This is a genomic window from Pseudomonas sp. GW822-FHT02D10 (assembly GCF_058802345.1).
The window spans coordinates 129,466-153,559 of sequence record NZ_JBXAOB010000013.1 but is presented as its reverse complement, the minus strand read 5'-3'; the positions used below and the strand labels follow the sequence as shown (position 1 = coordinate 153,559).

At 58.9% G+C, this 24,094-nt stretch carries 24 protein-coding genes; 9 read left to right on the top strand and 15 right to left on the bottom strand.

The window, feature by feature from the left end; genetic code table 11:
• Window positions 1–84 precede the first annotated feature (84 nt).
• The 6 genes from msrQ to AC1RPZ_RS20420 all read right to left on the bottom strand — a co-directional run bounded on the left by msrQ (window position 85) and on the right by AC1RPZ_RS20420 (window position 6,065).
• Complete coding sequence (gene msrQ, locus AC1RPZ_RS20445; protein ID WP_493138865.1) at window positions 85–705, bottom strand: protein-methionine-sulfoxide reductase heme-binding subunit MsrQ; 621 nt, start codon at window positions 703–705, stop codon at window positions 85–87.
• Entirely contained in the window at window positions 705–1,718 is a 1,014-nt protein-coding gene (msrP, locus tag AC1RPZ_RS20440) for a protein-methionine-sulfoxide reductase catalytic subunit MsrP (RefSeq protein WP_493138863.1), read from the bottom strand. Before msrP ends, msrQ begins: the two co-directional genes overlap by 1 nt.
• Before the next feature lie 63 nt (window positions 1,719–1,781).
• Window positions 1,782–2,639: a CDP-diacylglycerol--serine O-phosphatidyltransferase gene (pssA, locus tag AC1RPZ_RS20435; protein ID WP_493138861.1), complete on the bottom strand. Its 858-nt coding sequence runs from the start codon at window positions 2,637–2,639 to the stop codon at window positions 1,782–1,784.
• 144 nt (window positions 2,640–2,783) lie between these two features.
• A complete protein-coding gene (gene ilvC / locus AC1RPZ_RS20430) occupies window positions 2,784–3,800 on the bottom strand; it encodes a ketol-acid reductoisomerase (RefSeq protein ID WP_007948647.1) in 1,017 nt (338 codons plus the stop codon).
• Between the two features lie 46 nt (window positions 3,801–3,846).
• Window positions 3,847–4,338 carry an acetolactate synthase small subunit gene (gene ilvN, locus AC1RPZ_RS20425; protein WP_003176102.1) on the bottom strand — a complete coding sequence of 164 codons (492 nt, stop codon included), beginning with the start codon at window positions 4,336–4,338 and terminating at the stop codon, window positions 3,847–3,849.
• A gap of 2 nt (window positions 4,339–4,340) precedes the next feature.
• Entirely contained in the window at window positions 4,341–6,065 is a 1,725-nt protein-coding gene (locus AC1RPZ_RS20420; RefSeq protein WP_493138859.1) for an acetolactate synthase 3 large subunit, read from the bottom strand.
• A gap of 399 nt (window positions 6,066–6,464) precedes the next feature.
• On the opposite strand from AC1RPZ_RS20420, the gene AC1RPZ_RS20415 reads away from it, so the two are divergent.
• Window positions 6,465–6,887 carry a DUF4124 domain-containing protein gene (locus tag AC1RPZ_RS20415; protein ID WP_493138857.1) on the top strand — a complete coding sequence of 141 codons (423 nt, stop codon included), beginning with the start codon at window positions 6,465–6,467 and terminating at the stop codon, window positions 6,885–6,887.
• Between the two features lie 18 nt (window positions 6,888–6,905).
• On the opposite strand, the gene AC1RPZ_RS20410 is transcribed toward AC1RPZ_RS20415, so the two are convergent.
• The 3 genes from AC1RPZ_RS20410 to mrcB are packed head-to-tail and all read right to left on the bottom strand — an operon-like array spanning window position 6,906 to window position 10,340.
• Window positions 6,906–7,241, bottom strand: coding sequence for a YqcC family protein (locus AC1RPZ_RS20410; protein ID WP_493138855.1), 336 nt, complete (start codon window positions 7,239–7,241; stop codon window positions 6,906–6,908).
• Complete coding sequence (locus AC1RPZ_RS20405) at window positions 7,241–7,999, bottom strand: tetratricopeptide repeat protein (protein WP_493138853.1); 759 nt, start codon at window positions 7,997–7,999, stop codon at window positions 7,241–7,243. The genes AC1RPZ_RS20410 and AC1RPZ_RS20405 overlap by 1 nt, the downstream gene beginning before the upstream one ends.
• Before the next feature lie 16 nt (window positions 8,000–8,015).
• Complete coding sequence (gene mrcB, locus AC1RPZ_RS20400; protein WP_493138851.1) at window positions 8,016–10,340, bottom strand: penicillin-binding protein 1B; 2,325 nt, start codon at window positions 10,338–10,340, stop codon at window positions 8,016–8,018.
• Between the two features lie 117 nt (window positions 10,341–10,457).
• On the opposite strand from mrcB, the gene AC1RPZ_RS20395 reads away from it, so the two are divergent.
• The 3 genes from AC1RPZ_RS20395 (at window position 10,458) to AC1RPZ_RS20385 (ending at window position 12,948) form a co-directional block, all read left to right on the top strand.
• Window positions 10,458–12,014 carry a bifunctional aminoglycoside phosphotransferase/ATP-binding protein gene (locus AC1RPZ_RS20395; RefSeq protein WP_493138849.1) on the top strand — a complete coding sequence of 519 codons (1,557 nt, stop codon included), beginning with the start codon at window positions 10,458–10,460 and terminating at the stop codon, window positions 12,012–12,014.
• A 91-nt stretch (window positions 12,015–12,105) separates the two neighbouring features.
• Entirely contained in the window at window positions 12,106–12,450 is a 345-nt protein-coding gene (locus AC1RPZ_RS20390; protein ID WP_493138847.1) for a pentapeptide repeat-containing protein, read from the top strand.
• Between the two features lie 225 nt (window positions 12,451–12,675).
• Window positions 12,676–12,948 (top strand): TfoX/Sxy family protein, encoded by a 273-nt coding sequence (locus AC1RPZ_RS20385; RefSeq protein ID WP_493138845.1) that lies wholly within the window; start codon window positions 12,676–12,678, stop codon window positions 12,946–12,948.
• A gap of 252 nt (window positions 12,949–13,200) precedes the next feature.
• Here AC1RPZ_RS20385 and AC1RPZ_RS20380 read toward each other — a convergent pair whose 3' ends face one another.
• From AC1RPZ_RS20380 to AC1RPZ_RS20365, 4 genes are read right to left on the bottom strand one after another with little or no spacing between them, the layout of a single operon-like run.
• Complete coding sequence (locus AC1RPZ_RS20380) at window positions 13,201–14,052, bottom strand: ChaN family lipoprotein (protein WP_493138843.1); 852 nt, start codon at window positions 14,050–14,052, stop codon at window positions 13,201–13,203.
• A 9-nt stretch (window positions 14,053–14,061) separates the two neighbouring features.
• Entirely contained in the window at window positions 14,062–14,829 is a 768-nt protein-coding gene (locus tag AC1RPZ_RS20375; protein ID WP_493138842.1) for a heme ABC transporter ATP-binding protein, read from the bottom strand.
• The gene (locus tag AC1RPZ_RS20370) at window positions 14,829–15,812 is read right to left on the bottom strand and encodes a FecCD family ABC transporter permease (protein WP_493138874.1); all 984 of its coding nucleotides are present in this window, start codon (window positions 15,810–15,812) and stop codon (window positions 14,829–14,831) included. The genes AC1RPZ_RS20375 and AC1RPZ_RS20370 overlap by 1 nt, the downstream gene beginning before the upstream one ends.
• Window positions 15,813–15,862: 50 nt before the next feature.
• On the bottom strand, window positions 15,863–16,750 hold the full coding sequence (locus AC1RPZ_RS20365) for a heme/hemin ABC transporter substrate-binding protein (protein WP_493138840.1): 888 nt from the start codon (window positions 16,748–16,750) through the stop codon (window positions 15,863–15,865).
• A 185-nt stretch (window positions 16,751–16,935) separates the two neighbouring features.
• Here AC1RPZ_RS20365 and AC1RPZ_RS20360 point away from each other — a divergent pair, with 185 nt between their 5' ends.
• Complete coding sequence (locus AC1RPZ_RS20360) at window positions 16,936–17,253, top strand: Rieske (2Fe-2S) protein (RefSeq protein ID WP_493138838.1); 318 nt, start codon at window positions 16,936–16,938, stop codon at window positions 17,251–17,253.
• On the opposite strand, the gene sfsA is transcribed toward AC1RPZ_RS20360, so the two are convergent.
• Both sfsA and AC1RPZ_RS20350 read right to left on the bottom strand, forming a co-directional pair.
• Window positions 17,250–17,963, bottom strand: coding sequence for a DNA/RNA nuclease SfsA (sfsA, locus tag AC1RPZ_RS20355; protein ID WP_493138836.1), 714 nt, complete (start codon window positions 17,961–17,963; stop codon window positions 17,250–17,252). The genes AC1RPZ_RS20360 and sfsA overlap by 4 nt on opposite strands.
• Complete coding sequence (locus AC1RPZ_RS20350; protein ID WP_493138834.1) at window positions 17,963–19,135, bottom strand: pyridoxal phosphate-dependent aminotransferase; 1,173 nt, start codon at window positions 19,133–19,135, stop codon at window positions 17,963–17,965. The genes sfsA and AC1RPZ_RS20350 overlap by 1 nt, the downstream gene beginning before the upstream one ends.
• A 331-nt stretch (window positions 19,136–19,466) precedes the next feature.
• Between AC1RPZ_RS20350 and dksA the strand changes: the two genes are divergently transcribed.
• The 4 genes from dksA to AC1RPZ_RS20330 all read left to right on the top strand — a co-directional run bounded on the left by dksA (window position 19,467) and on the right by AC1RPZ_RS20330 (window position 24,083).
• On the top strand, window positions 19,467–19,910 hold the full coding sequence (gene dksA / locus AC1RPZ_RS20345) for an RNA polymerase-binding protein DksA (RefSeq protein ID WP_019691671.1): 444 nt from the start codon (window positions 19,467–19,469) through the stop codon (window positions 19,908–19,910).
• Window positions 19,911–19,994: 84 nt separating this feature from the next.
• Window positions 19,995–20,891, top strand: a complete 897-nt coding sequence (gene gluQRS, locus AC1RPZ_RS20340) for a tRNA glutamyl-Q(34) synthetase GluQRS (RefSeq protein WP_493138832.1) — start codon at window positions 19,995–19,997, stop codon at window positions 20,889–20,891.
• A 77-nt stretch (window positions 20,892–20,968) separates the two neighbouring features.
• Window positions 20,969–21,145, top strand: a complete 177-nt coding sequence (locus AC1RPZ_RS20335) for a hypothetical protein (protein WP_003176118.1) — start codon at window positions 20,969–20,971, stop codon at window positions 21,143–21,145.
• The gene (locus AC1RPZ_RS20330; RefSeq protein WP_493138830.1) at window positions 21,129–24,083 is read left to right on the top strand and encodes a sensor histidine kinase; all 2,955 of its coding nucleotides are present in this window, start codon (window positions 21,129–21,131) and stop codon (window positions 24,081–24,083) included. Before AC1RPZ_RS20335 ends, AC1RPZ_RS20330 begins: the two co-directional genes overlap by 17 nt.
• The last annotated feature ends 11 nt before the right edge of the window (window positions 24,084–24,094 follow it).

The following is a 24,094-nucleotide window of genomic DNA, read 5'->3' as shown; positions in this document are numbered from 1 at the left end:
TTTGTTTACCAAGGAGTTTTCCGTTTCGACTGCGCCGGAAGTGGGGCGAATTATAGACGTCCAGAATCTGCCGTCAAGGGTTAATTACGCTTCTGTTGCAGAAGGTGCTTTTCTGGCCACTAAACGCGGAACTCGGCGCATTACAGATGGCACACGTAGCACTAATAGCAGCGCACCTATAGAGGCATAGATCGCCCACTCCTTCAGATCCGCCCGAACTATCCAGAGCATATGCAGCAGTCCAAGACCAAGGATTACATAGACCAAGCGATGCAACTTCTTCCAGCGGACACCCAAACGTCGCTGGCTATAACGATTGGACGTTACCGCCAGCATCAACAAACAAAGGAACCCCAGGCTGCCGATAATAATGTACGGCCGCTTGCTCAGCTCCACACCCAACTGAGACCCATCAAGACCAAGGATAAAAACCAGATAAGCACTCAGATGCAGAACAACATAAGCAAAACACCACAAACCGAGCTGCCGCCGAACAGCAATCCAGCCCGCCCACCCCGTCAGCCTCTGTATAGGCGTCATGCTCAAGGTGATCAACAGCAGGATCAGCGTTCCCAACCCAAATCGATCAACCAGCACCTTTCCCGGATCCGGCCCCAAGGCAAAGCTCCAGGCCTCATACAGCCAGAGTAACGGCCACACCATCACTGCTATAAAGACGCCGACGCGCCACACAGAAAAACGCATCAGTAGTTCTTCCTCAGATCGAGACCTGTATAGAGAGAAGCAACTTCATCCGCGTAGCCATTGAACATCTGCGTCTCACGCACATTGGGCTTGAACAATCCGCTCGGCAGACGTCGCTCGCGCGCTTGAGTCCAGCGCGGGTGATCAACCGTCGGATTCACGTTTGCATAGAAGCCATACTCATCGGACGCGATGCTTTGCCAGGTGGTTTTCGGTTGCTCGCTGAGCAGACTGATACGCACGATGGATTTGACGCTCTTGAACCCGTACTTCCACGGCACCACCAAGCGCAAAGGCGCGCCATTCTGATTGGGCAGCTCGCGGCCATACATGCCGACGGCAAGAATCGCCAACGGATTCATCGCTTCGTCCAGACGCAGCCCTTCTACATAAGGCCAGTCGATCAAGGCAAAACCTGAGCGCTGCCCCGGCATGGTCTTGGGGTCCTGCAAGGTTTCAAAACGAATGTATTTAGCCTTGGAGGTAGGCTCCACCTGTCCGAGCAGTGCCGAGATGGGAAAGCCGATCCACGGAATCACCATCGACCAGGCTTCTACACAGCGCAGCCGATAAATGCGCTCCTCCAACAGATACGGCTTCATGAAGTCCTCCAGCGCATAACGCCCTGGCTTACTCACCTCACCATCGATAACCACAGACCACGGTTCAGTTTTCAGCGCGCCAGCGTTCTGCGCGGGATCGCCCTTGTCAGTACCGAACTCATAGAAGTTGTTGTAGTGAGTCGCATCCTTGAACGGCGTGATCGCCTCATCCTTGACGGTCACCGCCCCCCACTGGGTTGCAGGAAGCTTTTCGGAAAACCAGGAAGGCGCCTTGCCCGACTCGACATCCGCGTACCGAGCCACGTTGTCGGCGCTGGCCCAACGTGGCAGGCCGCTGACAGCCATACCGGCAATAGCCCCACCGAGCACACTGCGACGAGAGAGGTAGAGAGACTCAGGTGTGACGTCCGACTCATGACAGTCGGACGACTTGGGAAACTTGAATAACATGGCAACTCCGCAGAATTGGAGGACAGATGCACCAATAGACTGCGGAGTATGGGGGAAATTACATCAATCGGCGTTTTTGTGCCGACGAAGACGCAACAGGTACTGCACCGGGCCAGAAGCTGCATAGGCGAGGAAAACCAGCAGCAAAATGCGCGGTGGATCGCTGAAGACCACCGCAAACACCAGCACCACAGCCAGGATCGCCACGAAAGGTACGCGCCCTTTCAGGTCCAGCTCCTTGAAGCTGTTGTACTTGATGTTGCTGACCATCAGCATGCCAGCGGCGGCAACCATCAGCGCAACCAGGAAGGACATCTTTGAGCCCTGAATCCCGTAATCGCTGAATGCCCAGACAATGCCTGCGACTACACCGGCAGCGGCCGGACTGGCCAGACCGATGAAGTAACGTTTATCCGCAGTGCCGACCTGAGTATTGAAGCGCGCCAGACGCAATGCCGCGCCCGCAACATAGATGAAGGCAACCATCCAGCCAACCTTGCCCATATCCCCCAGCGCCCATCCGAATGCCAGCAACGCCGGCGCAACACCAAAGGCAACCATGTCCGACAGCGAGTCATACTCGGCACCGAAGGCGCTTTGGGTATTGGTCATGCGCGCAACCCGGCCATCAAGGCCGTCGAGGACCATGGCGACGAAAATCGCGATCGCCGCGAAAGCAAAATACTTGCTCGCGCTTACGGCATCACCCGCACTCAAGGCGCTCTGGGCGCTCATTGAGTTGATGATGGAATAGAACCCTGCGAACAGGTTCGCAGTGGTAAACAGATTCGGCAGAAGATAGATACCACGATGCCGGACTTTACGGCCTTCAGCGTCATGCCCTTCTTCGACATGCTCATCGATGGGTAGCAGGCTTTCGGCGTCAGAGGCCTGGTTTGGCTCTTCGGGACGTTCGCTCATGGACATTACCTTGCAACGGTGTGGAAAGTTTCGACAGGAGTCTGCGACAACGGTTCGGCCACAAACGATGCAGCTTTATACCAGAACCGACCACTCAAACGAAAAAACGCGGCCTAAGCCGCGTTTTCTGTACAAGCTCGTGACTTAGTTTTTGGCTTTGTCGACGATTTTGTTGGCGCCGATCCACGGCATCATCGAGCGCAGTTGCTCGCCGATGATTTCGATGCCGTGCGCAGCGTTGTTACGACGCTTGGCGGTCATCGAAGGATAGCCGGTAGCACCTTCACTGATGAACATCTTGGCGTATTCGCCGTCCTGAATACGTTTCAGGGCATTACGCATGGCCTGACGGGATTCAGCGTTGATGACTTCAGGGCCGGTAACGTACTCGCCGTACTCAGCGTTGTTGGAGATCGAGTAGTTCATGTTGGCGATACCGCCTTCGTACATGAGATCAACGATCAGTTTCAGTTCGTGCAGGCACTCGAAGTAGGCCATTTCTGGCGCGTAGCCAGCTTCAACCAGAGTTTCGAAACCAGCTTTGACCAGCTCAACGGTACCGCCGCACAGAACGGCTTGTTCGCCGAACAGGTCAGTTTCGGTCTCGTCCTTGAAGGTGGTTTCGATGATGCCGGTACGACCACCACCAACGCCAGCAGCGTAGGACAGTGCAACGTTTTTGGCGTTGCCGGAAGCATCCTGATAGATAGCGATCAGGTCAGGGATACCGCCGCCTTTGACGAACTCGGAACGTACAGTGTGGCCCGGAGCCTTCGGCGCGATCATGATCACGTCGAGGTCAGCGCGCGGCACAACCTGGTTGTAGTGAATCGCGAAACCGTGGGAGAAGGCCAGAGTGGCGCCTTTCTTGATGTTCGGCTCGATTTCGTTCTTGTACAGGGCAGACTGGAACTCGTCCGGGGTCAGGATCATGACCAGGTCGGCAGCAGCAACAGCGGAAGCAACGTCAGTCACTTTCAGGCCGTGAGCTTCGGCTTTGGCAACAGTGGCCGAACCTTTACGCAGACCAACAGTAACGTCAACGCCGGAGTCTTTCAGGTTGCACGCCTGAGCGTGGCCCTGGGAACCGTAACCGATGATGGCAACTTTCTTGCCCTGGATGATCGACAGGTCGCAGTCTTTTTCGTAATAAACTTTCATGAATTTCCCCTATATCCAGGCCGTTCAGGCCATTCGCTAATTTGGTTTAGATGCTGAGTACTTTGTCGCCGCGGGCAATCCCGGTGACGCCACTGCGTACGGTTTCCAGAATCGAGGCAGTGCCGATCGACTGAATGAAACTGTCGAGCTTGTCGCTGGTACCGGTCAATTGAACGGTATACACGCTGGCGCTGACATCGACGATCTGTCCACGATAAATATCGGTAGTGCGTTTGATCTCGGCGCGCTGGGCGCCGGTGGCCTTGACCTTGACCAGCATCAGTTCACGCTCGATGTGAGCACTCTCCGACAGGTCAACCAGTTTCACCACTTCGATCAGCTTGTTCAGGTTCTTGGTGATCTGCTCGATCACTTCATCGTGGCCGACTGTAGTCAACGTCAGACGCGACAGGGTCGGGTCTTCGGTCGGTGCCACGGTCAGGCTTTCGATGTTGTAGTTGCGCTGCGAGAACAGACCGACTACACGAGACAAAGCGCCCGGTTCGTTTTCCAGAAGCAAGGAAATAATATGCCGCATGATTACGTACGCTCCGTCTTGCTCAGCCACATATCGCGCATGGAACCGTCTTTGATCTGCATCGGGTAGACGTGCTCACTGGTGTCGACCGAAATATCGAGCACCACCAGGCGATCCTTCATGGCAAATGCTTCTTCCATCTTCGACTTCAAGTCTTTCGAGTCGGTGATGCGCACGCCGACATGACCATAAGCCTCTGCCAACTTGACGAAATCAGGCAGCGACTCCATGTAGGAGTGCGAGTGACGGCTGCCATAACTCATGTCCTGCCACTGGCGAACCATACCCAGAACACCGTTGTTCAGGATGACGATCTTTACCGGCAAACCGTATTGCAGGCAGGTCGACAATTCCTGAATGTTCATCTGGATACTGCCCTCGCCTGTTACGCAGGCGACGTCAGCATCCGGGAAGCTCAACTTGATGCCCATGGCCGCCGGAAAACCGAAGCCCATGGTGCCCAGGCCACCCGAGTTGATCCAGCGGTTCGGCTTGTTGAATTTGTAGTACTGCGCCGCGAACATCTGGTGCTGACCCACATCGGAGGTCACAAAGGCATCGCCCTTGGTCACTTCGCACAGGGTTTCGATCACGGTCTGCGGCTTGATGACGCTGCCGTCGCCCTTTTCATAAGGGAACAGACCGCGATCACCGCGCCACTCGTCGACTTGCTTCCACCAACTGGCCACGGACTCCTTGTTCGGGGTCTCGCCGATTTCCTTGAGGATCGCGACCATTTCGGTCAGGACGCTCTCCACCGGGCCAACGATAGGCACATCAGCCTTGATGGTCTTGGAGATCGAAGCCGGGTCGATGTCGATGTGAATGATCTTGGCATTCGGACAGAACTTGGCCGGGCCATTGATCACGCGGTCATCGAAACGCGCGCCGACAGCAAGAATCACGTCGGCGTGGTGCATGGCCAGGTTAGCGGTGTAGCTACCGTGCATGCCGAGCATGCCGATGAACTGACGGTCGGTGCCAGGGTAGGCACCCAGGCCCATCAGGGTGTTGGTCACCGGCAGGTTGAGCATTTGCGCCAGTTCGGTCAGCGGCGCGGAGCCACCACCAAGAATCACGCCACCGCCTGCGTAGAGCACAGGACGCTTGGCCGCCAGGAGCATTTCTGCTGCCTTGCGGATTTGCCCGGAGTGACCGCGAACAGCCGGGCTGTAGGAACGCAGCTTGGCTTTCTTCGGGAAGACGTATTCAAACTTCTCGGCCGGATTGGTCATGTCTTTCGGGATATCGACAACGACAGGACCAGGACGACCGGATTGCGCCAGGTAGAACGCTTTCTTCATGACGTCCGGGATTTCCGACGCGTGCTTGATCATGAAGCTATGCTTCACGATCGGCCGGGAGATACCGATCATGTCGGTTTCCTGGAACGCATCGGTGCCTACCATAGTGCTAGGCACCTGACCGGAAATGATCACCATTGGAATGGAGTCCATGTAGGCCGTGGCAATACCGGTGATGGCGTTGGTTGCACCCGGGCCAGAGGTCACCAGTACTACGCCGGCTTTACCGGTAGCACGGGCGTAGCCGTCAGCCATATGGGTCGCAGCCTGTTCGTGACGAACCAGGATGTGGGTCACTTCCGGTTCTTTGAACAGGGCATCGTATACATGAAGGAGAGCACCACCCGGGTACCCATAGATATATTTGACGCCTTCGTCACGCAAAAAGCGGACGAGCATCTCACCGCCAGATAAAAGCTCCACGTTGTTCACCTCTAAAACGCCAGAATACCGCCCACATAAGGGGACGGGTCTTAATAGGTTTACTTCTCAGCAGAGCATGAGCGACGGTGGTCGCCGACTACGTCAGCACTGACTGAGCAAGTATTGGGATCGTCCCAAGTGTTGCGGGGCTTTCCCACCCAGCGCGAGGTAACGCGTTGCGGGTGTAACAGGTCGGCGCGGATGTGCGCCTCATGATCTGCTGAGTGGGTCTGCTTCTGGCAGTCCCTCTACAGCGGACTTTGGATTCTTCTGTTTCGCCCTCTGCAAGTCAAGTCGTCAATGTGCTTTATTCGAACTAAGCGCATGAGAACGCAAGAAAAAACCTTTAAACAGCAGGTGTGTTAGCTTCAATTGCGCAACCCACGACAAGGAAACGGCATGCGAACGTTGATCTTCACGGCCAGTCTGCTGATTGGCCTGAGCCCTTTGTGCATGGCCGGTCAGATCTACAAATGGATCGATGGCCAAGGCGTTACCCATTTCGATGCACAGCCGCCCCAGGGCCAGGAAGCCACCACCGTGGTGAAAACCGCCCTGCCCATCGGCAAACCGTCCGCACCACCACGCAGCACCGTCATAGGCGATCAACAGAGCGTCGACAATTCAGTGAAAAAACAGATCGCCGAGCAGCAAGCCCAGCTCAAGACATTCTGCGAACAGGCGCGAAAGAACCTGGCGCAACTGCAGAACAATCCGAGATTACGTGAGGAAGTCGACGGTGAGATGCGTCGCCTGACAGACCGACAGCGTCAGGAACGCATCACCGAAGCACAAAAACTGATCAAGGATAACTGCCAGTAGGCACTGGCAGTTTTCGGCTTAGCGGGAAGCCGTGATGAGCTGATCGAACTCTTTGAGCAAGACTTGCAGCTGCCGATCCTTGCCCTGCACAGCCCTCGCAGCGAAGACCATCTCGGCCATTTCCTGAATGCCCGAGGCATTGGGCAACGGCAGGTTGTTCTCAAGGATGGCCTTCATGCGCGGCAGGAAGATCCATTGCAGCCACTGCTCGAAATCCAGCGTATCGACGGAAAATGGCTCGACGCTGCTCAGCGCTTCAGCGCTTGGCGGGAGCTCGTCCCACCAGCCCTGAAGACGCAACTCGCGCTCTATCAACAGCAGCTGTTCAGCGATCTTCGGAAAACGTACATCCATCAGAGCGAAACCTTGGCCTTTTGACGAGCCAGCGCCGCACCTGCGGAGTCGCCCTGCTTTTCGCGCGCCTGAGCGATCAAGCCCCACAGACTGGCCTGAAGATCCGGACGCCCATTGGCAAACGTCAAACCGCGACGAGCGAACTGCTCGGCTTGTGCGGCATCGCCCTGGGCCATGCGCACTTGCGCCAGACGGTAGAGCACTTGCGGCTCACGCGGAGCGACCCGTTGGGCACGCTCAAGGCTGGAGGACGCGCCATTCAGATCACCGCTCGCCTGTTGCTGCTGAGCGGTAGTCAGCAAGGCCAGCACCGGACCGTCCAGTTGCTCGTCGGCAGACAAACCGCCGGCGCTGCTGGCGGAAGGAATCCCGCTCGGCGTCGACGGCATGCTGTAGTTACCCTGATTGATTGGCGCCGACTGGAGCGGTCCGCTGTCGACCGCCCCCGGAGTAATCGGACCGGAGCTGATCGGGCCAGGGCTGATCGGTTGAGTGCTGATTGGCGTCGACGTCGTCGCGCCACCACCCGGTATCATCACCACCACGCCGGTATCGCCCTGCGGGATCGCCTGAGTCTGGGCCTGAGCCGGACGCTTCACAGTGGTTTTGCGGAAACCGCCATTGGCGGAGATCCGCTCACTGTTGGACACCGCCGTACCGGAATCGACCACTGGGATCGAGCCGTGCTGCACACTGGAGCAGCCGCTGAGCAAAGCCAGAGCTGTCACCGTAACCGCTGGAATAAACCACTTGTTCACTTGAAACCCTCTTCGCTCAATTCATCCAGCCCTTGACCCAATCCATCACCGATTCGCCTGAAGCGGGGCTTGAGCCACCGCACGCAGCGCCGGGAGGCGGTTCGCTGCCGCGAATATACGGCATCTGCACTGCGCCTGGGCAGCTGGCTTCAGAGCCCTGCCCGGTACGCGAATCGACCCAGGCCTGAACGACATTATCCGGCTGCGGCATATCCAGCGGCAACGGGTCGGCTTTGCGCATGAAACTGGTCCAGACTTGCAGCGCGCCCGTGGCACCGGTGAACGGCGTCTTGCCGTTGTCATCGCGACCCAACCAGACCACCGCCAGCAGATCCTGACTGAAACCGGCAAACCAGCTGTCTCGCGAGTCGTTACTGGTACCGGTTTTACCCGCCAGGGTCAGCGTTTTGGGCAGCACGTTATAGACCGAACTGCCGGTACCTTCACGCATCACGCGCTGCATGGCGCTCTGGATCAGGTAGATGGAAGCCGGATCGAAACGCTGCTGAATCTGGAACGGATAACGCTTGAGTGGCTGACCTTCAGCGGTCAGTACACTGCGAATCCCGCGCATCGGCGTGTTGAAACCGCCGTTGGCCAGAGTCTGGTACATGGTTGCCACTTCGATCGGCGTCATGCCACCCGCCCCCAGCAACATCGACGGGAAGGCCGGGAACTCACGGGTAATACCCAGACGCCCAAGGGTTTTCAGGACGTTCGGCACACCGACTTCCAGACCCAGACGCGCGGTCGACAAGTTGTAGGAATGCGCCAGCCCCTGGTACAGGAAAACCGTACCGTGGGAGCGACGATCATAGTTCTGCGGACTCCAGACCTGACCATCCGCACCTTTTACCGAGAAGGACTCATCGGACAACCAACTGGTCAAGGTGTACTGGCTCGGCTTCTCAAGCGCGGTCAGGTACACCGCCGGCTTGATCAGCGAACCGATTGGCCGCACCGCATCCAGCGCGCGGTTGAAGCCGGCGAAACTCGCCTGACGGCTGCCGATCATCGCCTGGACCTCACCGGTTTCCGGGTTGGTCACGACCATCGCCGCCTCAACGTCGTCCGAACCTTTACGGCCGGCGAGGCGCTTGAAGGTATCGTTGACCGAGGCTTCAGCCTTCATCTGCAGGATCGGGTCGAAGCTGGTAAAAATCCGCAGGCCTTCTTCGGTCAAGTCTTCGTCGCGATAGTCTTGGCGCAGTTGGCGCTTGACCAGGTCGAGGAACCCCGGGAACGAGCTGTCGGCCAGGCTGCCGCGCTTGGTTACGCCCAGCGGCATCTTCTTCGCTGCGGCGACTTGCTCGGCGGTGGCAACACCTTGCTGTTCCAGCAGATCGAGCACCAGATTGCGTCGCTCAAGCGCGCGCTCCGGGTAACGACGCGGGTTGTAGTAGGACGGGCCTTTGACCATGCCCACCAGCAACGCAACCTGATGCAACTTGAGTTCGGACAGCGGCTGGCTGAAGAAGAACTGACTGGCCAGACCGAAACCGTGGACGGCGCGCTGCCCGTCCTGACCGATAAACACTTCATTGAGGTACGCCTCAAGAATGTCCGGTTTTTTGTAGTGCAACTCAAGCAGCATCGCCATCATCGCTTCGGTCAGTTTGCGGCTCAGGCTGCGCTCGTTGGTCAGGTAGAAGTTCTTGACCAATTGCTGCGTCAACGTACTACCGCCCTGACGCATTTGCCCGGCCGACGTGTTGACCCAAACGGCCCGCATGATCGACTTCGGCGACACACCGAAGTGGTGATAGAAGTCGCGGTCTTCCACCGCTACCAGCGTATCAAGCAGATACGGCGGCACCTGATCGATCTTGATCAGGATACGGTCTTCGAGGTTTTTCGGATAAAGGCCACCGATCAGCAGCGGCTCAAGGCGCACCACCGACAACTTGGAACCGTTGGTCGCCGACAACTCCGCGACATAATCGCCCGAGAAACGCACGCGTACCGGTTGAGCCTGCTCCAGGCCTTCATAGAACTGGAAACCACGGGTATTCAAGTCAACGGTATTGCCGTTGACCGACGCCGCGCCCGGTCCATTGGCCACGCTTTCGCGGCGATAACCCAGAGCGTCGAGCTCGGTGAGAAAGTCATCCTTGCTCAGCTTCTGTCCGACGAACAGCTCGAGCGGGCGCGCATAAACCTTGGCCGGAATGGTCCAGCGCTTGCCGGAGAACTTCTCCTGGACCACGGCGTCGAGGTAAACCGCGAAGCCGGCTAGCACCACGAGGCCGACCAGACTGAGCTTCAGAGCCCAGCCTAACCAGGGGCGCAGGCCGCTAGCGGGAGGTTTTTTAGGGGAACGAGGGGATCGGGTACGAGTCATGGCGGCGGATTATACGCACTTTATTCCTGATCAACATGAGCCCGACGAGGTTTGCGTTGGCCCCGCTTGCCGCCATAATGTCGACCTTGAATTTTCCCAGACTCTGAAGGATCACCTGTGAGCCAGTCCTTGATCGCTGCCCTGCAAAACCCGGCCCTCTACCCTCATCCAGTAGAGGGATTCCAGGTCATCGAGACGCATATCTCCTGGGTGCTGCTCACGGGCCCTTATGCTTATAAAGTGAAGAAGCCGGTCAATTTCGGTTTCCTCGACTTCACAAGTATTGAGTCGCGCGAACATTTCTGCGGCGAAGAACTGCGCCTGAACCAGCGCCTGACCCACGATTTGTACCTTGAAGTGTTGCCGATCACCGGCAGCATTGAAGCGCCGCAATTCGGCGGCACCGGTCCAGTGCTCGATTACGCACTGAAAATGCGCCAGTTCCCACAAAGCCAGTTGCTCAGCACCCTGCAAGCCAATGGTGAACTGACGACCGCGCACATCGACGAGATGGCCAGGCAGATCGCCCAGTTCCACCTCAACGCACCGAAAGTTCCGGCAGCTCACGAAGCCGGCACACCTGAAAGCGTCATGGCGCCTGTACGGCAGAACTTCGAACAAATCCGCCCGTTCCTCAGCGAAAAAGCCGACCTGTTGCAACTCGACGCCCTGCAAGCCTGGGCCGAGAGCAGCTTCGAACGCCTGAAACCACTGCTGGCCCAACGCAAGGCCGAAGGTTTCATCCGCGAATGCCACGGTGACATCCATTTGGGCAATGCCACCGTGATCGATGGAAAGGTGGTGATTTTCGACTGCATCGAATTCAACGAGCCGTTCCGCTTTACCGACGTCTATGCCGACACCGGTTTTCTGGCGATGGACCTCGAAGACCGAGGCCTGAAAAGCCTGGCACGCCGCTTCATGAGCCAGTACCTGGAGTTGACCGGCGATTATCAGGGTCTGGAGCTGCTGAACTTCTATAAAGCCTACCGCGCACTGGTTCGCGCCAAGGTCAGCCTGTTCAGCATGCCCGCCGAGGCCGATCCGGTGCAGCGTGCCACGACCCTGCGCCAGTACCGCAACTACGCCAACCTGGCAGAAAGCTACAGCACCATTCCATCGCGCTTCCTGGCAATCACCCACGGCGTTTCCGCTGTCGGCAAAAGCCGCGTCGCCATGCGCCTGGTAGAAGCGCTGGGCGCGATTCGCCTGCGTTCCGATGTCGAGCGCAAGCGTCTGTTCGGCGAGCAACAGGTGCCAAACGACCCGCAAGCCGGTATCTACAGTGCCGACGCCAGTGCTGCCACCTACACCCGCCTGCATGAAATCGCTGACGTGATTCTGCGCGCCGGTTTCCCGGTGGTCATCGACGCGACTTACCTCAAATGTGAACAACGCGATAGCGCGGCAAAAATCGCCGAAGCAACCGGTGCGCCGTTCCTGATCCTTGATTGCAATGCACCGCAAGCCGTCATCGAGAGCTGGCTGGCACAGCGTCAGGTAGACAAGAACGATCCGTCCGACGCCAACCTGGCGGTTATCGCCGCTCAACAAGCCAATCGCGAGCCGCTGACACCGGCAGAGATTCTCTGCAGCAAACGCGTTCAAACCAATGAAAGCGGGACCCTCGACACCGTAGTCGCGCAGATTCGTCAGCGTCTGCCGGGGCTGTAAGAAACTATTTCAGGCGTGAAGCTCTAACCGGCTTCACGCCTGCAAAATAGTGGCACTATACTGGCGTCATAAAACTAACAGGTGACGTCCCATGAGCCAGCCAAAACTTCTCGACACCCCGCTATTTGCCCTGCTGCACAAAGACGACATCACCGGCTTCAATCGCGAAAGGCCCAAGTCCGGGCCTATCGATATGGTCGGCGGCGATTTTCGTGGCCTCGACCTGCGCGAACTGAACGCCGAAGGTATTGATTTCAGCGACGCCTACTTCCGCTCTGCCGACCTGCGCGGCATTGATTTTCGTGATTCTTCTCTGGAGGGTGCGAGCCTGGCCCACGCGCAAATCTCCGGCGCCTACTTCCCGTCCGAGCTGAGCGCTGACGAAATTCTCATGTCGATGAATTTCGGTACCCGCCTGCGCTACCGCACCCGCTAACACCTGCCGTCACCTGAAGTCTGGCGCCCCCGATCCGCGCCGGACTGCATGCCTTGCCTTGTGAAGTCCTTTCCTACTGCCCTCGTCGTACTTTGCAGAACTATCTGGCAGACCGCCTTAGAAGCTTTTGCGTTCAAACCGACCAAACAACCACGCTTTTCCTACTGACCGCTACACTCCTTTGAGGCTCGCCCACGCACTCTTCGGCTGTCGCAAGGAGGCTTGATGAATGATGAACTGCAACACCTGAAAAACCTTGGCAAGACGTCGGCGCAATGGCTGCATGCCGTGGGCATCCACAGCGCCTCGGACTTGCGCCGCCTGGGTGCGGTGGATGCTTATCGGGCGGTGCGCACTCGCGGGTTTCGCGCATCGAAGGTGTTGTTGTATGCAATTGAAGGGGCGCTGATGGACGTGCACTGGAACGACATCCCCGCCGAACGCAAGGACGCACTCAATAAACAGCTCGACGCCATATCCTCACGCCACAAGGTCTAAAGCCCAGCATTTACGGGCAATCCGAACAAGTGTTTAGCAAAAGAGCAAAAAATTTAGAAAACATCGATTGACTCATAAATGAGAATCGTTATGATTATCGCAACTGGTCGCGAGATCAGCTGATCTTCTGGAAGACCATTGGTTCGGACTCTCAGATTATCTCCTCATCAGGCTAATCACGGTTATTTGACCCGGCTCTTGCCGGGTCTTTTTTTGCCCGTCGAAAAGTGCTTCGCGAGATACGTCGACTGCTTACTGACGCATTTGCGCGCAATAGTCCTGCGTCGGTCGGGCGGCTGTGTACCAGACGTAATCAGCCGACGCCGACGAGACCTCAGCCCCCTTCTCCGCCAGCATCACCACCACAGGTGCCGGACCTTCGCCGATATCCTGCATATGCACCGGCACTCCGATATCCAGTCGTGCGTGATAAGCACCGGCAAACAGTAACGCTGGCGCGGGCGCGGCCAGCAATCGCTCGGCCATTTGCCGATCACGTTGTTGCTGAACCGCCAGCATGGCCGGCATCCGGCGCTCGGGTAACAACCCGCAATGGGAGTCCCGAATCTGCGCCAGCAATTCACGCTTGACCGCTGCTGCGTTCGATCGGGCCCCGCTCACGGCCGGCGCTTGCTTATAAATGCGCCGAACCTCAACCGAATCCAGATTCGCCGCCAGTAACGGATAAGGTTGAGCCAGTGCGTACCGCACAATTGGCCCATACAGATTCCAGTCCCAACCCGATTGCCAGGCCAGTGCCGCCGGCAAATCAGCAGGCCAGCGAGCGGTGTCCAATGCATGGATTTCATCGACACGCTCCTGCTGATCCGGCGTCAGCATTTCCAGCAACACGCTGCCTTGAGCCCGGCGCTGGGCCAGTGTCTGCAATAACCACAGTTGCGCATGATGGTGATCGGGATTGTCATGCTGCTCGCCAACGATCAGCCGTGGCGCCCCGGCCAACCGTTCGACCAGCGCTTGCGCACTCAGACGCTGACCGTTATGCAGATCGCGAATTACGCCAGCCGGTTGATCCATGGCACTGGGTGTCATGTTTTGACAGCCGCCCAATAACAGCAGCGCCAGAATCAATATCCCACGCATGAGCTCACCTCAACGGGCAATGATCAGCGGATGCCCGCGCTCCGGGTGCGGCTGCACCAACACATCCAGTCCGAACACGGCCTTGAGCGGTTCCGGCCGCAGCACCTGCTGCGGCGTGTCCAACGCATGCGGACGCCCGCCTTCGAGCAGCAGAATACGATCACAATAACGCGCCGCCAGATTCAGATCATGCAGAATTACCAGCACTGCCGCCCCGCGATCGGCGAATTCACGAATCGCCTGCAAGGTGGTGTGCTGATGCAGCGGGTCGAGCATCGACGTTGGCTCGTCGAGCAGCAAGGTTTGCCCGGCCTCACCCGGCCAAAGCTGCGCCAGTACCCGCGCCAGGTGCACACGCTGGCGCTCTCCGCCAGACAGGGCCAGGTAACTGCGGCCACTCAAATGCCCGACATCGGCGGCCTGCAAGGCGGCAGCGACAATTTCGTCATCGCGCACCCGGCCTGTTTGATGAGGCAAACGCCCCATCCCGACCACTTCCTCGACGCGGAACGCAAAATCCAGGGTCGAGGTTTGCGGCAATACCGCCAAGCGTTGCGCTCGTTGTGCGCCATCCCAATGGCTCAGTTCGCTCTGATCGAGCCAGACACGACCATGATCAGGACGCAACTCGCCACACAAAGCGCCGAGCAAGGTACTTTTGCCCGCGCCATTGGGGCCCAGCACCCCGAGGACTTCACCCGGCTTGAGCTCAAGATCGATGTCCGCCAGGACGATTTTCTTGCCGCGGCAGATCTGCAGATTTTCCACTCGCAGCATCAGGCGCGACCTCGTAACAGCAAATACAGAAAGAACGGTGCGCCGATAAACGCGGTCACGATGCCAATCGGCAATTCAGCCGGGGCCAACGCCAACCGCGCCACCAGATCGGCAAAGAGCAACAGACTGGCGCCCGCCAGAACCGAAGCCGGCAACAACACACGATGATCGGGACCGGCCAGCAGTCGCACCAGATGTGGCACCACCAACCCGACAAAACCGATCATCCCCGCCGCCGCAACAGCGGCACCGACGCCCAGCGCGGTGCAAAACACCAGTTCGCGCTTGAGCCCTTCGACATTGATCCCCAAATGACTGGCCTCGGACTCGCCGAGCAACAACGCATTCAACGCCTTGGCCCGGCGCGGCAACCACAGCGCCACCGCCGCACTCACCAGCAGCAATGGCCAGAGTCGCGCATAGCTGGCGCCATTCAGGCTGCCCAGGTTCCAGAAGGTCAGCGTACGCAAGGTCGCGTCGTCCGCCAGATAAGTGAACAAACCCACCGCCGAACTGGCCAGCGCCGTCAGGGCGATGCCTGCCAGCAACATGGTTGCCACGTTAGTCTGGCCGTTCCGCCGGCCGAGACGATAAACCAGCGCCGTTACCCCAAGCCCACCCAGAAACGCACACAGCGATAACAGGTAAGGACCGATCGCCTCAGGCAAGCCGCCAAATATCGAGCCACCGACAATCGCAATTGCTGCGCCCAGCGCGGCGCCACTGGAGACACCGACCAACCCCGGGTCCGCCAGCGGATTGCGAAACAGCCCCTGCATCGCCACGCCAGACAAGGCCAGCACCCCGCCCACCGCCAGACCGAGCAAGGTACGCGGCAAGCGAATCTGTCCAAGAATCAGCTCGGCCTGCTCCAACCCTTCAGCAGGAACCGGTAATCCAATCATCCGCATCGCGGCGCGCAACGTGTCGAGCAGCGGCAAGCTGACCGGGCCCAGGGCCAATGACAGCCAGATCGCCAGCAAACACAACAGGCTCAGCCCAATGAATAAAGCACGCGGTTTAACCAGAGTGCTCATGGGGCGGTGCTTGCCGTGGCCGATTCAGCGGGATAGAACCCGGTGGATAACTTCACCAGGATCGAAGGCAAACGTGGCCCCAGACCGCCGACCAGCAAGGTCGGATCAAGCTCGAACACCCGCCCGGCCTTGGCCGCCGGAGTCGACGCGAGAATCGGGTTTTCCTTGAACAAGGCAGCACGCGCGGCGTCACCGGTCAGCGCCCGGTCGGCAAACACCAATATGTCTGGCGTCAGGCCAGCCAGCGACTCAACAGAAAAAGGTTTGTAACCGGTATGGGTCGCCAGGTTATGCCCGCCCGCCTGTTGCAACAGCCAATCGGCGGCGGTGTCCTTGCCAGCGATCAGCGGCTTGCCGCCAGCGTGACCCAGCAGTAACAACACGCCCGGCGCCTTCTGTTTGGCCTGAGCCTGGCTGACCCAGGCTTTCTGCTGTTCAAGTTGCTGTTGATAACTGTTGAACAGCACTGTGGCCTGCGACTCGCTACCGAGCAATTTACCCAGGTGCAACAAGTTGCCTTGCAGGGTTGGCAGATCTGCCTGCGCAGAGAACAGTTCAACCTGCACCCCGGCACTGCGAATCTGCGACAACACCGGCGGTGGGCCCATTTCTTCAGTGCCAACAAGAATCTGCGGACGCAAACTCAGAATGCCCTCTGCCGACAATTGCCGCTGATAACCGATACTCGGCAAGGCCTTGAGCGATTCGGGATGTTGGCTGGTACTGTCGACACCGACCAGTTTCGATTCGCCGCCCAGCGCACTCACCCACTCCGACAAAGCCCCGCCGGCACTGACCCAGCGTTGCGGCAATTCGGTCGCTTGAGCCCCATGGTTGACCAAAAGTCCGACACAGAGCGCAATAGCACTGGTACTCAGGCGCATAACAGGGTTTCCTTTGAGGGTATTCCCGCAAAATCGAAGCGTTTTCAGCAACGCTTACAGCACGGGCGAAGCACCTATTTGATAATTGTTAGCATTTGCACGTCAAGCACAGACACATTTGCTAACCAGTGAACGCGCACCGCATAACCGCCAGAGGCCAGAGCCCTCGGCACTTGAGGATAGTCATGAAGTTTCTTTGTACCAGCGCCGAGCTGGTCGATGCCAGCAGCCGCGGTTTCGAGATCGATGGTCAGAAGCTGTTTGCCGTGCGCCGTGAAGGCCAGGTCTACGTATATGAAAATCGCTGCCCGCATCGCGGCGTCGGCCTGGAATGGCAACCCGACCAGTTTCTCGACCAGAGCGCGAGCCTGATCCAGTGCGCTACCCATGGCGCGCTATTCCTGATCGAAAACGGTGAATGCGTGGCCGGCCCCTGTGCCGGGCAATCCCTCAGTGCCCTGGCGTGCCGCGAAGACAGCCAGGGAATCTGGGTTCAACCTTAGGCGCCGAGCAACACCTCCAGCCGACGGTCGACGAGCACCTCCTGCGAGGTCAGGCTCACGCCATACGCCAACACTTCAACCCCGGCCGCTTTCGCCTCACGCAACGCGGCTGCGTAACCCGGATCGATCTCCTCGGCCGGGCGTACCGCGTCGATGCCGGTCAGATTGACACAATACAACTGCACCGCACGGATACCGTCCCGCGCCAGGCACGTCAGCTCACGCAGATGCTTGGCGCCGCGCTGAGTCAGCGCATCCGGAAACGCCGCGACTGCTGAGCCGTCGAAGCCCAGCGTGACACTTTTGACTTCAACAAACGCCGGGCCATTCGGGTAATCGAGACGAAAATCGATGCGGCTGTTTTCCTGGCCATATGGCACTTCACGCTTGAACCCGGTAAAGCCATTGAGTTCAGTGATCACACCGCCATGCAACGCTTCTTCAACCAAGGTATTGGCCCGCGCAGTATTCACGCAGGCCAGCCGCCCTTGCGGGGTTTCACTGATTTCCCAGGTACCGGGCAGTTTGCGCTTCGGGTCATTGGAACGGCTGAACCAGACCTGCCCGCCCTCGACCATGCAATTGAACATCGACCCGGTGTTGGGGCAGTGAATGGTCAGCAACTCACCGTCAACAGTTTCGATATCGGCGAGAAAACGCTTGTAACGACGAATCAGCCGACCTTCTTCGAGAGGGGGATTGAAGTGCATCAGCCTTGCCAGCTCCGCAGGCCACGGGCAATCCGCTGTACCGCTTCCTGCAAGCGCGGCAGGCTCTGGGTGTAGGCGAACCGTACGTGATGACCCGCCTGATACCGGCCAAAATCCAGGCCTGGGGTGAAGGCGACGTGTTCGGTTTCCAGGAAGTGCCGACAGAAGGCAAACGCATCACCGCCAAAGGCACTGATGTCGGCATACAGATAGAAGGCGCCTTCCGGCTCCACGGCGATTCCAAAACCCAGTTCACGCAGAGCTGGCAGCAGGAAGTCACGCCTGCGCCCGAACTCGGCCCGGCGCTCTTCGAGAATGCTCAGGGTCTCTGGCTCGAAGCAGGCCAGCGCTGCGTGCTGGGCCATGCTCGGCGCGCTGATGTAGAGGTTCTGAGCGAGCTTTTCCAACTCGCCGACAGCCGCCGTCGGGGCCACCAGCCAACCCAGGCGCCAGCCGGTCATGCCGAAGTATTTGGAGAAACTGTTCAGCACAAAAGCGCTGTCATCGACTTCCAGCACGCTGGCGGCGTCGGTGCCGTAGGTCAGGCCGTGATAAATCTCGTCCACCACCAGATGGCCGTGGCGCTCTTTGATTGCTGCAGACAGCCCCGCCAGTTCATTGCGGGTGAGGATGGTTCCGGTCGGGTTGGCCGGTGAAGCGACCAGTGCACCGACGCTGTCGTGGTCCCAGTAGCGCTCGACCAGCTCCGGTGTCAGTTGATAACGCACGTCCGGGCCGACCGGCACCAGTTGCGCCGCGCCTTCCACCAACCGCAGGAAATGCCGGTTGCACGGGTAACCCGGGTCGGCCAGCAGCCAGTGTTTACCCGGATCGACCAGCAAGGCGCTGGCCAACAGTAACGCGCCAGAACCGCCCGGCGTGATCAGGATGCGCTGCGGGTCGATGTTCAACCCGTAACGTTGCTGATAGAAGCCCGAAATGGCTTCACGCAACTCTGGAATGCCGCGAGCGGCGGTGTAACGGGTTTTCCCCGCCGTCAGCGCAGCCTGGCCGGCCTTGATGATCGGCTCGGCAGTGGTGAAGTCCGGTTCACCGATTTCCAGGTGAATCACGTCGTGTCCGGCAGCCTGCAACTCATTGGCGCGCGCCAGCAATGCCATGACGTGGAAAGGTTCGATAGCGCGGCTGCGCGCACTGTAGGGCTGAGCCATTAGCCTTCCTTCAACGGGGAAAAGAATTGATTCTACCCAAGCGCAGGAACGAGCGAGAACCTAAAGCGGTCACAACCCCGGTTTAACCTGTAAATGAGCTCATACGTAAGGCTCAAGATTGACTAAAATCAATAATTGACCAGGTCTCCAGACCCACCAGACAAGGCTTTGCAACCTTTTGCAAGCCTTACGGGCCGCAGCCTCGACATCCGGGAGTAGCGCGCTCCGATTTGATCTGGTAAGTTCGCCCGCTTGCAGCCGCAGGGCCGGCAGGTGTCGGTGATGGAGCAATCCTGCGCAATGGATTACAAGAGTAGAGGCGGTCCATTTCATGCCCACCCAAGCAAAGCAACAGCAAAACCCGTCGATCAGCGGCTTCGAACCCTACAAAGAAGTGAAGGGTGAGGAGTACATGGGTCAGCCCATGCGCGCTCACTTCACCAAGATCCTGAACAAGTGGAAACAGGACTTGATGCAGGAAGTCGACCGTACTGTTGATCACATGAAGGACGAAGCGGCCAACTTCCCCGACCCGGCCGACCGTGCCAGTCAGGAAGAAGAATTCAGCCTTGAACTGCGTGCCCGCGACCGCGAGCGCAAGCTGATCAAGAAAATCGACAAGACCCTGCAACTGATCGAAGACGAAGAATACGGCTGGTGCGAGTCCTGCGGTGTCGAGATCGGCGTCAAACGCCTGGAAGCCCGCCCTACTGCCGACATGTGCGTCGACTGCAAGACCCTTGCAGAAATCAAGGAAAAGCAAGTCGGCAAATAAGCGTCGACTTGAACGAAGAACGGAGCGTGCGAACGCTCCGTTTTTGTTTCTGACTGTTTTGTTCTTTCAATTAACATCGCGCCCATGACTGCCATTAAATCCCCCGCCTACATCGGGCGCTTCGCTCCCACCCCCAGTGGACACCTGCACTTCGGCTCGCTGGTCGCGGCATTGGCCTCGTACCTTGACGCCCGTTCGGTCGACGGCCGCTGGTTGCTGCGCATGGAAGACCTCGACCCACCTCGGGAAGTGCCCGGCGCCCAGGCGGCGATCCTCAAGGCCCTGGAAAGCTACGGCTTCGAATGGGATGGCGAAATGGTCCGTCAGAGCGACCGTCACGACGCCTACGCGCAGGTGTTGAATCAACTGTTCAACCACGGCCTGGCCTACGCCTGCACCTGTTCGCGCAAACAACTGGCGCCTTATCACGGGATTTATCCAGGCCTGTGCCGCAACGCCGGTCACGCCAGCGAAAACGCGGCGATCCGCGTGCGCGTCCCGGAGTTGGAGTATCACTTCACCGACCGCGTGCAGGGCGAGTACCGCCAGCACCTGGGCCGTGAGGTCGGCGACTTCGTGATTCGCCGCCGCGACGGACTCTACGCCTATCAACTGGCGGTGGTGCTCGACGATGCCTGGCAAGGCATCACCGATATTGTCCGCGGCGCCGACCTGCTCGACTCCACCCCGCGCCAGTTGTACCTGCAGGAACTGCTCGGCCTGCCGCAACCGCGCTACCTGCATCTGCCGCTGATTACCCAGCCGGACGGCAACAAGCTCGGCAAGTCCTATCGCTCGCCGCCGCTGACCGAGGATCAGGCCACGCCGTTGTTGCTGCGCGCACTGCGCGCACTGGGGCAAAATCCCGGCCACGAACTCGACGATGCCAGCCCCAGGGAAGTATTGAATTGGGGCATCAGGCACTGGGATGCGAGGTTGATCCCGCGCACACTGACACTGCCCGAAGCGCAATTACGCTGACTAAGCTTGCAGGTTGGCGCCCATCCGTTACCATCGCCGCACGTTTTCGGGCACGCACACAATAAAGAGAGGCCGGGATGTACATCTATCGCTTGGTCCTGCTCCTGGTAGTGGGGATCTATCTGTTCTCCCCAGCCATCATGGACTGGTGGATCGACGCCACTGGCGCCTGGTATCGCCCGTATCTGCTGTGGCTGATTCTGATCGTCGTGACCTTCATCCTGCAGAGCCAAAAAGATGCCGATGAGCTTTAGCCTGACCCAGATGATCCTGATCAGCGCCGCCTACCTGGCGGTGCTGTTCGGCGTTGCCTGGATCAGCGAACGCGGAATGATCCCGCGAGCGATCATTCGCCACCCGCTGACCTACACCTTGTCATTGGGTGTCTATGCCAGTGCCTGGGCGTTCTACGGCACGGTTGGTCTGGCCTATCAATACGGTTACGGCTTTCTGTCCAGCTACCTCGGGGTCTCCGGGGCGTTTCTGCTGGCGCCGGTGTTGCTGTACCCGATTCTGAAGATCACCCGGACGTATCAACTTTCCTCTCTGGCCGACCTGTTTGCGTTTCGCTTTCGCAGCACCTGGGCCGGCGCGCTGACCACGATTTTCATGCTGATCGGCGTGCTGCCGTTGCTGGCCTTGCAGATTCAGGCGGTGGCCGACTCGATCGGCATCCTCACCCGTGAGCCGGTGCAGCATCGGGTCGCCCTGAGCTTCTGCGCGCTAATCACGCTGTTTACGATTTTCTTCGGTTCGCGGCATATCGCGACCCGGGAAAAACACGAAGGCCTGGTGTTCGCGATTGCCTTTGAATCGGTGATCAAGCTGATCGCCATTGGTGGTGTCGGCCTCTATGCCTTGTACGGCGTGTTCGATGGCCCACAACAGCTGGAAGTCTGGCTACTGCAAAACCAGACCGCCCTCGCCGCCCTGCACACACCGCTGCAAGAAGGTCCATGGCGCACGCTGCTGCTGGTGTTCTTCGCCTCGGCGATTGTGATGCCGCACATGTACCACATGACCTTCACCGAAAACCTCAACCCGCGCTCGCTGGTCAGTGCGAGCTGGGGCTTGCCGCTGTTCCTGCTGCTGATGAGCCTGGCCGTGCCGCTGATTCTCTGGGCCGGCCTGAAACTGGGTGCCACCACCAACCCGGAATACTTCACCCTCGGCGTCGGCATCGCCGCCAACAGCAAGGCCCTGGCACTGTTGGCCTATGTCGGCGGTTTGTCAGCCGCCAGCGGCCTGATCATCGTCACCACGCTGGCCCTGTCCGGCATGGCCCTGAACCACCTGGTGCTGCCGCTGTATCAGCCACCCGCCGAAGGCAACATCTACCGCTGGCTGAAATGGACCCGCCGCGCCTTGATCGTCGCGATCATCATGGCCGGTTATGGTTTCTACCTGCTGCTGGGCGCCGAGCAGGACCTGGCCAACCTCGGCATCGTCGCCTTCGTCGCGACCTTGCAGTTCCTCCCCGGCGTGTTGTCCGTTCTGTATTGGCCGACTGCCAACCGTCGCGGCTTCATTGCCGGTTTGCTGGCGGGGATTCTGGTGTGGATAGTGACCATGCTGTTGCCGCTGGTCGGCAACCTGCAAGGCTTCTATATCCCGCTGCTGAACATGATCTACGTGCTCGACGACACCAGTTGGCACATGGCGGCGATCGCGTCCTTGGCGGCCAACGTGCTGATGTTCACGCTGATATCACTGTTCACCAACGCCAGCACCGAAGAAGCCAGCGCCGCCGAAGCCTGCGCCGTAGACAATGTACGTCGCCCGCAACGCCGCGAATTGCACGCCGCGTCCCCCCAGGAATTCGCCACCCAACTGGCCAAACCGCTGGGCGCCAAGGCGGCACAAAAGGAAGTCGAACAGGCCCTGCGCGACCTTTATCTGCCGTTCGACGAGCGTCGCCCGTACGCCTTGCGCCGCTTGCGTGACCGAATCGAAGCCAACCTCTCCGGCCTGATGGGTCCGAGCGTCGCGCAAGACATGGTCGAAACCTTCCTGCCGTACAAGGCCGGCGGCGAAAACTACGTCACCGAAGACATTCACTTCATCGAAAGCCGTCTCGAGGACTATCACTCGCGCCTCACCGGCCTTGCCGCCGAACTCGATGCCCTGCGCCGTTACCACCGCCAGACCTTGCAAGAATTGCCGATGGGCGTTTGTTCGCTGGCCAAGGATCAGGAAATCCTCATGTGGAACAAAGCCATGGAGGAGCTGACCGGGATCGCCGCGCAGCGGGTGGTCGGTTCACGCCTGAGCACTCTCGGCGAGCCGTGGAAAGAACTGCTGCAAGGCTTCATTAATATTCCAGACGAACACTTGCACAAACAGCACCTGGCCCTGGATGGCCAGACGCGCTGGCTGAATCTGCACAAAGCGGCGATCGACGAACCGCTCGCGCCCGGTAACAGCGGTTTGGTGTTGCTGGTCGAAGACCTGACTGAAACCCAGATGCTCGAAGACAAACTGGTGCACTCCGAGCGTCTGGCGAGCATCGGTCGGCTGGCGGCCGGCGTGGCCCATGAAATCGGCAACCCGATCACCGGCATCGCCTGTCTGGCGCAGAACCTGCGCGAAGAGCGCGAAGAAGACAGCGAACTGAAGGAAATCAGCGGGCAAATCCTCGAACAGACCAAGCGCGTGTCACGCATCGTCCAGTCGCTGATGAGCTTTGCCCACGCCGGTAGCCACCAGCACAATGACGAACCGGTCTGCCTGGCCGAAGTCGCCCAAGATGCCATTGGTCTGCTGGCGCTGAACCGCCGCAACTTCGAAGTGCAGTTCTTTAACCTGTGCGATCCCGAGCATTGGGTCGATGGCGACCCGCAGCGGCTCGCCCAGGTGTTGATCAACCTGCTGTCCAACGCCCGCGATGCATCGCCGGCCGGCAGTGCGGTACGGGTAAAAAGTGAAGCCAACGAACACACGATCGATCTGATCGTGGAAGACGAGGGCAGCGGCATCCCATCGAGCATCATGGACCGATTGTTCGAACCCTTCTTCACCACCAAGGATCCTGGCGAAGGCACCGGTCTGGGCCTTGCACTGGTCTATTCCATCGTTGAAGAGCATTATGGACAAATCACCATCGACAGCCCGGCTGACACACAAAGCCAACGCGGCACCCGTATCCGGGTGACCTTACCGCGTCATGTCGAAGCGACGTCCGCTGTGAACTGAGACCGTCGAGA

What these genes read in the sequence shown, in the direction of transcription:
- msrQ (WP_493138865.1), bottom strand. Translation starts at nt 705, where the DNA reads ATGCGTTTTTCTGTGTGGCGCGTCGGCGTCTTTATAGCAGTGATGGTG.
- msrP (WP_493138863.1), bottom strand. Translation starts at nt 1,718, where the DNA reads ATGTTATTCAAGTTTCCCAAGTCGTCCGACTGTCATGAGTCGGACGTC.
- pssA (WP_493138861.1), bottom strand. Translation starts at nt 2,639, where the DNA reads ATGAGCGAACGTCCCGAAGAGCCAAACCAGGCCTCTGACGCCGAAAGC.
- ilvC (WP_007948647.1), bottom strand. Translation starts at nt 3,800, where the DNA reads ATGAAAGTTTATTACGAAAAAGACTGCGACCTGTCGATCATCCAGGGC.
- ilvN (WP_003176102.1), bottom strand. Translation starts at nt 4,338, where the DNA reads ATGCGGCATATTATTTCCTTGCTTCTGGAAAACGAACCGGGCGCTTTG.
- AC1RPZ_RS20415 (WP_493138857.1), top strand. Translation starts at nt 6,465, where the DNA reads ATGCGAACGTTGATCTTCACGGCCAGTCTGCTGATTGGCCTGAGCCCT.
- AC1RPZ_RS20410 (WP_493138855.1), bottom strand. Translation starts at nt 7,241, where the DNA reads ATGGATGTACGTTTTCCGAAGATCGCTGAACAGCTGCTGTTGATAGAG.
- mrcB (WP_493138851.1), bottom strand. Translation starts at nt 10,340, where the DNA reads ATGACTCGTACCCGATCCCCTCGTTCCCCTAAAAAACCTCCCGCTAGC.
- AC1RPZ_RS20390 (WP_493138847.1), top strand. Translation starts at nt 12,106, where the DNA reads ATGAGCCAGCCAAAACTTCTCGACACCCCGCTATTTGCCCTGCTGCAC.
- AC1RPZ_RS20385 (WP_493138845.1), top strand. Translation starts at nt 12,676, where the DNA reads ATGAATGATGAACTGCAACACCTGAAAAACCTTGGCAAGACGTCGGCG.
- AC1RPZ_RS20380 (WP_493138843.1), bottom strand. Translation starts at nt 14,052, where the DNA reads ATGCGTGGGATATTGATTCTGGCGCTGCTGTTATTGGGCGGCTGTCAA.
- AC1RPZ_RS20375 (WP_493138842.1), bottom strand. Translation starts at nt 14,829, where the DNA reads ATGCTGCGAGTGGAAAATCTGCAGATCTGCCGCGGCAAGAAAATCGTC.
- AC1RPZ_RS20365 (WP_493138840.1), bottom strand. Translation starts at nt 16,750, where the DNA reads ATGCGCCTGAGTACCAGTGCTATTGCGCTCTGTGTCGGACTTTTGGTC.
- AC1RPZ_RS20360 (WP_493138838.1), top strand. Translation starts at nt 16,936, where the DNA reads ATGAAGTTTCTTTGTACCAGCGCCGAGCTGGTCGATGCCAGCAGCCGC.
- sfsA (WP_493138836.1), bottom strand. Translation starts at nt 17,963, where the DNA reads ATGCACTTCAATCCCCCTCTCGAAGAAGGTCGGCTGATTCGTCGTTAC.
- AC1RPZ_RS20350 (WP_493138834.1), bottom strand. Translation starts at nt 19,135, where the DNA reads ATGGCTCAGCCCTACAGTGCGCGCAGCCGCGCTATCGAACCTTTCCAC.
- dksA (WP_019691671.1), top strand. Translation starts at nt 19,467, where the DNA reads ATGCCCACCCAAGCAAAGCAACAGCAAAACCCGTCGATCAGCGGCTTC.
- gluQRS (WP_493138832.1), top strand. Translation starts at nt 19,995, where the DNA reads ATGACTGCCATTAAATCCCCCGCCTACATCGGGCGCTTCGCTCCCACC.
- AC1RPZ_RS20335 (WP_003176118.1), top strand. Translation starts at nt 20,969, where the DNA reads ATGTACATCTATCGCTTGGTCCTGCTCCTGGTAGTGGGGATCTATCTG.
- AC1RPZ_RS20330 (WP_493138830.1), top strand. Translation starts at nt 21,129, where the DNA reads ATGCCGATGAGCTTTAGCCTGACCCAGATGATCCTGATCAGCGCCGCC.